Below are 9,348 nucleotides of genomic sequence, written 5' to 3'. Positions count from 1 at the left end.
GGGTCGGGGAGCCCCTGATCCATCGCCATCTTCTTTACCCAGTAGACGCCTTCCGGGTCTTGAGGCAAGGGTGGAGGAGGCTCCTCGATGCCGTACACGTCCCGCTTGATGAGCCAGACGATATAGGGGTCGATCCGGGTCAAGGGCGGGCGGGTTTGCCTTTCCTTCTGGCGATTTTTCTCCATCTGCTCCCGCTCCCACTCCGCATAGGCCGCCCGGTAGGAGGCGGCGATGGTGGCCAGGGCGTGCGTGGCCCGGAGGACCACCTGGGGGTCGTCCGAGTCCAGGAGCTTGGAGGTCTTTTTGACAGCCTTCCACAGCTTGCGGAGGAGGCTCCCCCGGGTACCGTAAAGGTCCTTGGGCCTGGGCACCTCAAGCCTCCTCGGGGGCGAAGCGGGGGGCCCACCTGAGCTCTTCCCGGGCCAGGGGGTCTACCTCCACCTCGAGGCCCCGCTTCAGGGCCCAGGCCACTAGGCCCAGCACCACGTCCTTCACCTGCTCCCTTTCCCGCACCAGGAGGGCGATCCGCCCGTCCTTGAGAAAGACCAGGCTCCGCACGCCCAGGCGGGCCAGGGCCTCTAGGCTCCAGGCCGCGCCTCCGCCTTGCACCCGCACCAGCACCTCCGGCCCATCCAGGGCCAGGGGGTGGGCCTGCACCGTAAGCTTGCCCGTCATGTCTCCTCCTTTACGCCAAGCGCCTTCAAGAGGTGTTCCAGCCGCATCACCGCCAAGGGGGGCCTCCGGTCGGGGCGGAGGACCAGAAGGCCCCGCCCCTCAAGCCACCCCTCGAGGCCGAACCGCCTCCTTGCCTTCACCTCCACCACCACCTCCCCCAGGCCGGGGAGGTGGGCCACCAGGTCCCCCGGGTAGCCGGGAGCGCTCCCTGAGAGGGGGACCCGCCGGGCCTCGAGGCCCGCCTCCTTCAAGAGCTTCAGGGCTTCCCGCTCCGCCCGGGTGCCTTTGCGCTTTGGCCCTTTGCCCCCAGGCATCTCCTCCTCCTAGGCGCGGGGCCGGGGGCTCCCCCCTAGGGCCTCCCGGGTCTTCTCCAAAAGGGCCAGGGCTCCGGGAAGCCCCCAGCGCTCCACCGCCTCCGCCAAATGAGGAGCTCTTCGCTTTCCCGCGAAGGGGTTGCGGGCGCGGGTTCTGCCCTTTGGACAGCGTTTTCCTTACCTCCCACAGCCCCCCCAGCACCGTTAGGGGCTTGCTCCTCCGCCTCGAGGGGATCAGGCGATTTTGGGCCAAGCTCCCCATTTTGGGCCAACCCCTTGGCCCAAAATCTTTCTTCGTCCTGGACAGCATTTTCGCGATTTTGGGCCAAGGATATAGAGGGATTAGAGCGCGGGAGCCTGAGCACCTTGGGCGCCCCCCGGCCCGGGAGCTCCACCTCCTCCACCAAGCCCCGGTCCCTGAGCCCGGAGAGGGCCCGCTTGGCGGTTCTTTCGGAAACGTTGCCCCGCCGGACCACCTCCCCCAGGAGATCCTTCCGGGGTAGGCCCTCCTCCCCCGCTTCGGCCAGGAGCTCCAGGATGACCTTCTCCGCCTTCTCCTCCAGGGTGGCCGCCTCGGGGAGAGGGTAGGGCTTGAAGTAGGCCCCTCCCCCGTCCGAAAGCCACACCAACTCGAGGCCGATGGGGGGCGGTAGCGGGGCGTAGGACTGCTTCACGCAGGTCAGCTTCACCACATCCCGCCCCTCCACCTCCTTGGGCGGGAGGCGGTCCAGGGCGAAGGCGGCCCGGGGGGAGAAGAGCTTGGCGGTGGAGCCCAGGGGCCCCTTCTCGGCCACGGTCTGGCCGGGGACCAGCTTGCCCACATGGTCCACCAAAAGGAGGGCCGCCCCCGTAGATTGGGCCAGGGAGGTCAGGGCGCGGATGGGGGCGTGCACCTGCTGGGGCTTAATCACATCCACCCCCAGGAAGGCGCTAGAGAAGGCGTCCACCACGATGAGGACCGGGGGGTCTTGGCGAAGCTCCTCCTCCAGGGCTCGCACGTCCTCAGGGGTCAGCCCTCCTTCCACGGCCCGGAGGTCCAGGAGGCCCTTATCCGCGTCCTCATAGGCCCTCAGGAAGCGGTGAAGCCACAGGGCGTAGCCCAGCCCTCCGGGGTCGTCCGCGTCCAAGACGAGCACCCGCCCACGCCGAACGGGGCGCTTGGCAAAGCTCCCCTGGGGCCGGAGGGCCTGCACGGCCAGGAAGGCCACCAGGCGGGTCTTGCCCCCCCCCTGCTTGGCGAAGAGCACGCCCACGTACCCGGCGGGGATGAGCTCGTCCACGAACCACTCCACCACGGGGGGCTCCTGGGGGAGGCTAAGGCGCTTCACCGCCATCCGCCCTCACCTCCCTCCCCCCAAGGGTTGGGCTCCCTATATTGGTGTGTTTCGTTGGCCCAAAATCGGGTTTGTGCCGTCCAGGACGGCGCAGGATTTTGGGCCAACCCCTTGGCCCAAAATGCCCCCCTTGGCCCAAAATCCTCCTCCAGGGGGAGGGGGGCCTGGGCTCCCACCTCGAGGCCCCACCGCACCGCCTCCCGGGCCTCCCGCTCGGGAAGCCCCGCCTGCAGGGCCGCGGCCACCAGGAGCTCCTCGGCCTCCCTGGAGTCCAGGCCGTGGGGGATGAGGCCCCCAGCGGCCCGGGCATAGGCGATGAGGGTGAGGTGCCTTTGCCCTATGGGGGCGGCGGCCACCCGGTCCGCGAAGGCTTCGAGGATCGCCCGCAACCTCCTTGGTGAGGCCCCCAGCCCCACCTCCCGGGGCGGGGGAGGCGGCGGCGGCAAGAGCCTTTGGAGGAGCCCGGAGGGTACCAGGGGAAGCGCCTCCGGCTCCACCAGGGGGCGCTCCCAGGCGTACCCCCGGCCATCCGCCAAGCGGGTAGGGGCGGCCACCACATAGGCCCTCCCCATGCCCCGGAGGTCCACCCCTTCCAACCGCCTCACGGAGGCGCTCAAGGCCCCCTCCAGGCCCGGAGGAAGGCGGAGGAAGAGATGGACCCCGCCCTTGGGCGTCCGTTGCCGGGGGGCCTCGAGGAGGCCCGGGTGCTCCTCCCTCAGCCCCTCCCAAGCCTCGGGCCGGTCCACGTCGAGGACCAGCACCCCCTCCGGGGCCAGGAGGCCCACTCCTGCCCGAGGTTCCCGGCCCCACCAGGCCCGGATCACCGCCTCCTCCCGGGAGGCCTCCTTCAGGCCGTGGGACACCAGGCCCCCGTGGGGCCGCTTCTCCCCCGGGTGGAGGGGGAGGACCCGGTAGCCCAAGCGGGCGTAGGCCAGGGTGGCCTCGAGGGGCGGGCTTTGCCGTGGGCTGTAGCGTGAGGCGCGATGCCCTACCCCCCTGCCTTCCGCCTGTGGTAGACTGCCCTTGGACACCTCCACCAGGCGGGCCGTCGGGTTAGGGCGGCCCGGTTTGCCCTTCATGCCTCTTCCTCCTCAAAGAGCACTTCGGCCTCAGCGTCCACGAGCTCCTCCGGTTCGGGCAGGCCCCGCTCATGGGCGGCAAGCCAGGCCCGGATGCGCTCACCCCGCTCTTGGGGGGAGAGGCCCTCGAGGGCCCCCGCCAGGGCGTCCAGGTAGCTCACCAAGCCTTCGGCCTCTTCCTCCGTGAGCTCGCGGGAGCTCCCCAGCTCCCGCTCCACGTAGCGGGAGGCCACCTCCCGCACCGTCTCCCGGTCCAAGCCCAGGGACTCGGCCAGGGCCTTCAGGGCCGCGGCTTGGGAGGGGGTAAGGGGCTTGGGGGCAGGCAGAACGGGACCTCTGGCCTGCCCCTCCGGGTCCTTTACCTCCCCCGTGCTCGGGTCCACCTCCACCCGCCTGGCCCCGGGGATGCCTTCCACCTCGGACTCGTCCAGCATGCCCAGCCCCACCAGGCTCAGGGTGGCCCGGCGCTTGGCCTTGGTTTCCGCCTTCATGAGGCCGTTGGCCAGGGCCTCCCCCTTGAGCCCGGCCACGCTCACCGCCCCGATGGCCTCGTCGGTGCGCCCGTCGGGGCTCGAGGCCCGCGCGGTGACCACGTAAAGCCCCAGGTCCTGAAGCCACTCCCGGGCGGTGATCTGCACGCTCACCCCGTGGGCCCGCCGAAGCTGATCCGCCCCGTCCTTCCGCAGGTAGAGGGTCAGCTTCCCGTTGAGGACGATGTAGTCAAAGGGCCGGGTCAGGGGGTTCAGGCCCAGGCTCTCGCACACTTGGCGGTAGTAGAGGACCCGCTCCTTCGGGGTCAGCCGGGCCAGGTCCCCTTCCACCACCACCCTTTCCAGCACCTCAAAGCCGCGCTTTTGCATCTCCGCGCTCATGCTTCTTCTCCATCCAAAAGCGGCCCGAAGTTGTTCTCCCTAAGGGCCTCCTCGATGGCCTCGAGGGCCTCCTCCGCCTTCAGGTAGCCCTCCCTCCACTCCCGCAAGACCTGGGCCACCGCCTCCACGACCTGCGACGCATCCCAACAACCGCCTCTCACGCCTTCCCCCCCAGCTTCCTGGCCTCCCGGTGCACCGCCTCGAGGACCTCCGGGGGCAAGCGCCCCTCCAGGAGGTCCTCCACCACCTTGCTGGGGACGAGGAGCCGCCGCCCCATCCGCACCCCAAGCACCCGGGCAAGACCGTAGGCCATCCCCCTGGAAAGCCGGTCCTGGCCCACCGCCATCCGCACCTCCTGCACCGTCATAAGCTTCGGCGCCTTCCCGCGTTCCATGACCTTCTTTTAGGTTCCGCCTCCTGTCCTGTACAGGAATAAACCTGTGCAAGGTTTATTCCAGAAGCGCTTCCACGGCGTCCGTGCGGGCTATCAGGGCATGTATGGAAGGTGGGGCGAAGTCCTCCAAGGCGGCCAGGTAGCCCGCCTCGAGGGCCTCCATGAGCCGGGGCTCCTCGAGGACCGGGAGGTCCAGGGCCTGCACCACCTCTTCCAGCCGCGCCTGCACGTAGTGCCAAAGGGCTTCCCGCTTCGCTTCAGCGCTCATTCCGCACCTCCTTCTCCTTTGCCGCCGTCCAGGCCACCAGGGAGGCGGCCAGGCTAGAGGAGGCCGCAAAGAAGGCCGCCCAGCCGTCCCCGGTGAGGTCAAACCAAAGCCAGGCCAGGAGGAGGGCCAGGCTCGAGGCCCTAAGCACGGCCCACCTCCCAAAGCAGGGCCAGGAGGGCTCCGGCCCGGGTATTTCCCCTCATCGCTCACCTCCAGGGAAGAAGGGGGGCGGGGAAGCCCCCACCCCCGTCCCGCCTCACCTCAGGTAGGCGTAGCCCTCCCGGAAGGTGAGCCCCAGGGCTTTGGCCTTCTCCTTGAGCTCCCGGCGGAGGGCCTCGAGGGCCAGGGGGAGCCCCTCCCCGTAGTCCTCTTCCGCCTTGAGCAGGTTGTAGAGCGCGGCCACCTGCTGGGCGGTGAGCTCCACCGCCGCCTTCGCCTGTTGGTCAGCCCCGAAGGGGCTATCTTGAACCTGAGCCTTGTTCTGGGGTACCGTGGTCATGTTCACCTCCTGGTGAGCCCTAGGGAGGGTTGCCAGCCTGGCCTCCCTAGGTGTCTTTAGCCTATCAAAACTTTGGTAGGTTGTCAATACCTATACGGCAAGAGTTTTGGTAAGCTCAAGACATGAGCGGGCCGCGTATCCGGTGGAAGCTTCGGACCCTCCTTGACCAGCAAGGAGTGAGCGCTTACGCCCTCACGCAGGTTCTGGCGGGTAAGGTTGCCCCCAATACCATCTATGCCTTTGCTCGGGGTACAACGAAGCGCCCCGACCTCGAGGCCCTCGCCTGGGTTTTGTGGGCCCTGAGAAAGCTCACGGGCAAGCCCTACGGGGTCCAGGACCTCCTGGAGTACGAGGAGCCCTGATCTCTCTATGCCCTTGGCACAAAATCGGGAAAATCCCGTCCAGGACGCAAAAAGATTTTGGGCCAAGGGGTTGGCCCAAAATGGGGAGGTTGGCACGAAATCGCCCGCCCTTCCTGGCTTCCACTAGGGGAAGCTTTGGGGTTTTCCGTCAAGCTCCTGGTCAAAAAGCGGTCTGAAAGGGCTTGGGGACGGGGTTTCCAACTGTGCACGGAACGGTGCGGTACACTTGGGCGTATGAAGGGGAAGGTATACCGCCTCTACCTCGAGGGCCAGGACCTCCTGGGCCCGGAGGACCTTCCCCTGAAGGATTTGGCGGTGCTCCTTGAGGGGCTTGGCGGCCTCCTGGAGGCCTTCGCCCTAGAACAGGGGTACGAGGAGCCCCTCCCCGCGAGCCTGGTGGGGGTGAGGGAGGGGAGCGTGGCCCTCGAGGTCAGCGTGGGCGCTGTCCTCCCTTTGGAAGAGGGCCTTTTCCGCCCTCTGGAGGAAGGGCAGTACCACCTCCTCGGGCCCAAGACGCGGGAAAAGGCTTACCTGCTCAGCAAAGAGCTTGTGAAGGAAGACCGCACCCTGAAGCTGGAGCGCGCGGGGAAGGTGAAACCCCTCTTGGGGGCGGCCCATCCTGTCCCGGCCCCCACGCCGCCCCTGGTTGTGGAGGACGTCCTTACCCTCTACGGGGAGGTGATCCGCCTCGGGGGCGTGGAGCCCAAGGTGGACCTCAGGACCCCCCAAGGGGAGTACCATATTCGGGCTCAACGGGAAGACGTGAAGGCCCTCGAGGAGGAGAACGCCCTCTATAGGGAGATCGGGGTGCGGGTGAGGGTCCGGCTTGCCTGGGAGGAGGGAGGCTGGAAGGTTCTGGGCCACCCCGAGCTTTTGGAGGTCCTCCCCTACCGCCCAGGGGATCCTCAGGAGGCCTTCATCGGCTTGGCCCGCCTGGTGGGGGAGGCCTTGCGGGGCCTTGACCCCGAGGAACACGTGCGGCGGCTCAGGGGGTGAGGGTGGAGGCCCTGGACACGGACGTGCTCATCGCCCTGCTTCAAGCCCTGGAGAACCCTGGGCATCCTGAGCATGCTAGCGCCAAGGCCTACCTCGAGGAGCTCAGCCGCGGGGTGCGCAAGGTGGCCCTCCCTCTTCCGGTCGTGAGTGAGTTTCTGACGGGGCTTGAGCCCCAGAAGTGGCCTGAGGTCTTGACCTACTTGGAGAAGCACTTCCGCCTTCTAGAGCTGAACAAGGCGGCGGCCATTGAGGCCGCCCGCTTCATGAACTACTCGCAACCAACTGCGTTTGGTTGGAGTTTCGCGCGACCATCCTCACAAGCTTTGACGTGTGTGGGGCACTCGCTTGCGGCTCCCTTTACGCGCATCCCCGTTCCAGGGATGACCCACGAGAGTATTATACAGGGCTTTGCCCTGGTGGGGCTATCCTTCCCCGGCCAAGGTGGAGCGCTTTGGCCGGGGACTGCCGCCCCACACCCCTATGGTTCAAGGCCCGCCTGGACCAGGAGCCCCTCAAGGGCCAGGAACGCCAATGCGTGCGTACGGACACCTTTATCCTCGGCATTGCCAAGGTCCACGGGTGCACCAAGGTCTACACCAAGGACAAGCGGATGGCGGCGTTGACGGGGCAAGGCCTCGAGGTGGAGGAAGGCCTACCCAAGGCCATTCAGGATCCGCTACTCTGAGCCGGCCACGGGTGGGCAAGGGGTCAGGCCAGGAGGGCCTCGAGGGTCTCCGGAAGCGAAAAGCCCCGGGCCAAGAGTCTTTCCCTTTCCGCCAAGACCTCCCGGGCCAGCTGTAGGGCGGCCTCGGGGTTCTGGGAATAAAGCGCTCGCAGGTGGGCCCGCAAGAGGGGGAACTCCTCCAACACCTCCAGGGCCTCGTCAGGGTCGAAGGCTTCGGGGTTGTCCAGGAAGCGCCGCACCTCCCGCCAGCGCCAGCGGGCCAGCTCTAAAAGGGAGTCCTTTGTGTACCCCATGACCAGAGCTCCTCTCCAGAAGGGTTTCTTCCCCGGCCCGGGTGTGGTCTTGGTCTAGGCCAGCCCCACCTGGGCCAGGAAGGCCTCCTTGGTGGCCGGTAGACGTATCCCGAGGACCCGCAAAGGCACTTCCTCCTTCCACACTTCCTTGGCTAAGCGCAAGGCCTCAGCGGGGTTCTTGGAAGCCGCCCGCCGCAAGGCCCGCACGAAGACGGGCCATTCCTCCACCGCCTCTAGGAGCAGGAAGGGATCGTACGCCTCTTCTGAGGCCAAAAGTTCCCGGTAGCCCTCCCACAGGCGCCGGGCATAGGCCACGGGATCTTCGAAGGCTAGGGGAGATTGCGCGGCCACAGGGTGCCCTCCCGTTAGGCCTTTGCCTGAAGGCCTTCCCCAGCAGGCCAAGCCATTACCCGCTCGGGACTCGCGCCCGGCTCCTTGGCCAGGGTGGGGGCCTCGAGGCCTGCCCGGCGCATGGCCCGGGCTAAGGATTCTCCGTGCGCGGGTACCCTGGCCTTCTCCATCCCTGGCATCCGCATCACCCCCCAGGCAAGCGCCTCGGTAGGGACATTCTACTACCGCGAAGCACGATGAGGGAGCGTATCCGGCTCAGGGCAGGCGAAGCCGCTCCTTCACAATGGCCACGATCTTGCTGACCGTGTCGTAGTCCAGAGGCGAGAGGGGAGGCGTTTCCTCCCCCTCCAAGCGGTTTTCGTGCGGGGTCTTTTCCTGCCTTCCTTTGGGCCTTCTACCTTGCCTGAGGTATTTCCCTAGGGGACCTGGGCTTGTTCGCAACTCCTCCCCAAGGCTCCCCACTTGGTCCCGGGTTAGCCCAAAGAGCTCTTCCAGAGCGTAGAGGAGCAAGTCCCTATGCCTTGTGGCCCACTTGGGACGCTTGGCATAGGGTGTTTCTTCCCCCAACGCTTCCCGCCGCTTTTTCCAAAAGTCGTAGTGAGCTTCTGCCCGCCGTAGGAACTCCCAACGGCTCTCCCACGGGTAAGGGCGTAGTTCACCCCAGAGGTCTTCTCTTGGGGGGGAGGGGTCCGACCAGACCGCCTCAGCCACGCCCACCTTGAAGGCGTGCTCCAGTTCGTGGAGGAAGCGGTGGCCTTGCGTCCAAGGCTCAGGGTAGGGCTTCCAGGGCTCGAGGGCCTCCGCTATCCCTGCGAGGAGGGGGTAGGCCCAGGCCCGCCAGGCTTCGGGGAAGGCCCCCCTCCGCCCCTGCAACGCGCAGGCACGCTTGGGAAACACCTCCCTTCGCCAATATTCCAGGGCACCCCAGGCAGGCCACCCCCGCCAGAACCTTCCTTCATGGTCCTGAAGGAAGCGCTCGATCTCCTCCACTTCCGGGGGTCCCCAGCTCAGAGAGGCGAGTGCACCGAGGGGCCCAGGAGGAATGCGCTGGAGTACCTGTGTTAGCTCCTCAAAAGGGGACGGACAGAGGAGGTAAGCCGCTCCTAGGAGCGCTTTTCTTTCGTTCCAGACCATCCAGGCTTCAAAATCCCGCTGAAGCTCTTCGTTGGACACCTCCACCACCCTCCTCAGGATACCCCCCTCAGATCCGCTCCGTGTCTCCCCAT

18 protein-coding genes are annotated in these 9,348 nt (G+C 67.1%); 3 read left to right on the top strand and 15 right to left on the bottom strand.

The genetic code is table 11. The annotated features are described in order from the left end of the window. From Mlute_RS12595 to Mlute_RS12555, 11 genes are all read right to left on the bottom strand, one after another. Window positions 1-371: hypothetical protein (locus Mlute_RS12595; protein WP_119360968.1), on the bottom strand; the 371-nt coding region annotated here is incomplete at its 3' end. 1 nt (window position 372) lies between these two features. Continuing rightward, window positions 373-675 carry a hypothetical protein gene (locus tag Mlute_RS12590; RefSeq protein WP_119360967.1) on the bottom strand — a complete coding sequence of 101 codons (303 nt, stop codon included), beginning with the start codon at window positions 673-675 and terminating at the stop codon, window positions 373-375. Next, window positions 672-989, bottom strand: coding sequence for a PDDEXK family nuclease (locus Mlute_RS12585; protein WP_119360966.1), 318 nt, complete (start codon window positions 987-989; stop codon window positions 672-674). The genes Mlute_RS12590 and Mlute_RS12585 overlap by 4 nt, the downstream gene beginning before the upstream one ends. A gap of 35 nt (window positions 990-1,024) precedes the next feature. Continuing rightward, entirely contained in the window at window positions 1,025-2,323 is a 1,299-nt protein-coding gene (locus Mlute_RS12580; protein WP_245958970.1) for an AAA family ATPase, read from the bottom strand. Next, window positions 2,314-3,402: a bifunctional DNA primase/polymerase gene (locus Mlute_RS12575; RefSeq protein ID WP_119360965.1), complete on the bottom strand. Its 1,089-nt coding sequence runs from the start codon at window positions 3,400-3,402 to the stop codon at window positions 2,314-2,316. The genes Mlute_RS12580 and Mlute_RS12575 overlap by 10 nt, the downstream gene beginning before the upstream one ends. Next, a complete protein-coding gene (locus tag Mlute_RS12570; protein WP_119360964.1) occupies window positions 3,399-4,274 on the bottom strand; it encodes a hypothetical protein in 876 nt (291 codons plus the stop codon). The genes Mlute_RS12575 and Mlute_RS12570 overlap by 4 nt, the downstream gene beginning before the upstream one ends. Next, a complete protein-coding gene (locus Mlute_RS15700; RefSeq protein ID WP_182482569.1) occupies window positions 4,271-4,435 on the bottom strand; it encodes a hypothetical protein in 165 nt (54 codons plus the stop codon). The genes Mlute_RS12570 and Mlute_RS15700 overlap by 4 nt, the downstream gene beginning before the upstream one ends. Continuing rightward, complete coding sequence (locus Mlute_RS12565; protein ID WP_119360963.1) at window positions 4,432-4,668, bottom strand: hypothetical protein; 237 nt, start codon at window positions 4,666-4,668, stop codon at window positions 4,432-4,434. The genes Mlute_RS15700 and Mlute_RS12565 overlap by 4 nt, the downstream gene beginning before the upstream one ends. Before the next feature lie 55 nt (window positions 4,669-4,723). After that, the gene (locus Mlute_RS12560) at window positions 4,724-4,936 is read right to left on the bottom strand and encodes a hypothetical protein (protein ID WP_119360962.1); all 213 of its coding nucleotides are present in this window, start codon (window positions 4,934-4,936) and stop codon (window positions 4,724-4,726) included. After that, window positions 4,926-5,084, bottom strand: coding sequence for a hypothetical protein (locus Mlute_RS15695; RefSeq protein ID WP_182482568.1), 159 nt, complete (start codon window positions 5,082-5,084; stop codon window positions 4,926-4,928). Before Mlute_RS15695 ends, Mlute_RS12560 begins: the two co-directional genes overlap by 11 nt. A 108-nt stretch (window positions 5,085-5,192) precedes the next feature. Next, window positions 5,193-5,435 (bottom strand): hypothetical protein, encoded by a 243-nt coding sequence (locus Mlute_RS12555; RefSeq protein ID WP_119360961.1) that lies wholly within the window; start codon window positions 5,433-5,435, stop codon window positions 5,193-5,195. A gap of 122 nt (window positions 5,436-5,557) precedes the next feature. Between Mlute_RS12555 and Mlute_RS12550 the strand changes: the two genes are divergently transcribed. The 3 genes from Mlute_RS12550 (at window position 5,558) to Mlute_RS15690 (ending at window position 7,478) form a co-directional block, all read left to right on the top strand. Then, window positions 5,558-5,797: a helix-turn-helix domain-containing protein gene (locus Mlute_RS12550; protein WP_119360960.1), complete on the top strand. Its 240-nt coding sequence runs from the start codon at window positions 5,558-5,560 to the stop codon at window positions 5,795-5,797. A 234-nt stretch (window positions 5,798-6,031) separates the two neighbouring features. Next, window positions 6,032-6,793: a hypothetical protein gene (locus tag Mlute_RS12545; protein ID WP_119360959.1), complete on the top strand. Its 762-nt coding sequence runs from the start codon at window positions 6,032-6,034 to the stop codon at window positions 6,791-6,793. Window positions 6,794-7,328: 535 nt separating this feature from the next. Further along, on the top strand, window positions 7,329-7,478 hold the full coding sequence (locus Mlute_RS15690; RefSeq protein WP_182482567.1) for a hypothetical protein: 150 nt from the start codon (window positions 7,329-7,331) through the stop codon (window positions 7,476-7,478). A gap of 23 nt (window positions 7,479-7,501) precedes the next feature. On the opposite strand, the gene Mlute_RS12535 is transcribed toward Mlute_RS15690, so the two are convergent. The 4 genes from Mlute_RS12535 to Mlute_RS12525 form a co-directional block, all read right to left on the bottom strand. After that, complete coding sequence (locus Mlute_RS12535; RefSeq protein WP_119360957.1) at window positions 7,502-7,771, bottom strand: hypothetical protein; 270 nt, start codon at window positions 7,769-7,771, stop codon at window positions 7,502-7,504. Window positions 7,772-7,825: 54 nt separating this feature from the next. Next, a complete protein-coding gene (locus Mlute_RS12530) occupies window positions 7,826-8,122 on the bottom strand; it encodes a hypothetical protein (protein WP_147371090.1) in 297 nt (98 codons plus the stop codon). A gap of 14 nt (window positions 8,123-8,136) precedes the next feature. Then, a complete protein-coding gene (locus Mlute_RS15870; protein ID WP_220452083.1) occupies window positions 8,137-8,301 on the bottom strand; it encodes a hypothetical protein in 165 nt (54 codons plus the stop codon). A gap of 76 nt (window positions 8,302-8,377) precedes the next feature. Next, window positions 8,378-9,019: a hypothetical protein gene (locus tag Mlute_RS12525; RefSeq protein ID WP_147371089.1), complete on the bottom strand. Its 642-nt coding sequence runs from the start codon at window positions 9,017-9,019 to the stop codon at window positions 8,378-8,380. Between the last annotated feature and the right edge of the window lie 329 nt (window positions 9,020-9,348).

This window comes from Meiothermus luteus (genome assembly GCF_003574085.1).
Classification (GTDB): Bacteria; Deinococcota; Deinococci; order Deinococcales; family Thermaceae; genus Meiothermus; species Meiothermus luteus.
The sequence above is the reverse complement of the archived record's forward strand: the minus strand, read 5'-3'. Positions and strand labels throughout refer to the sequence as shown.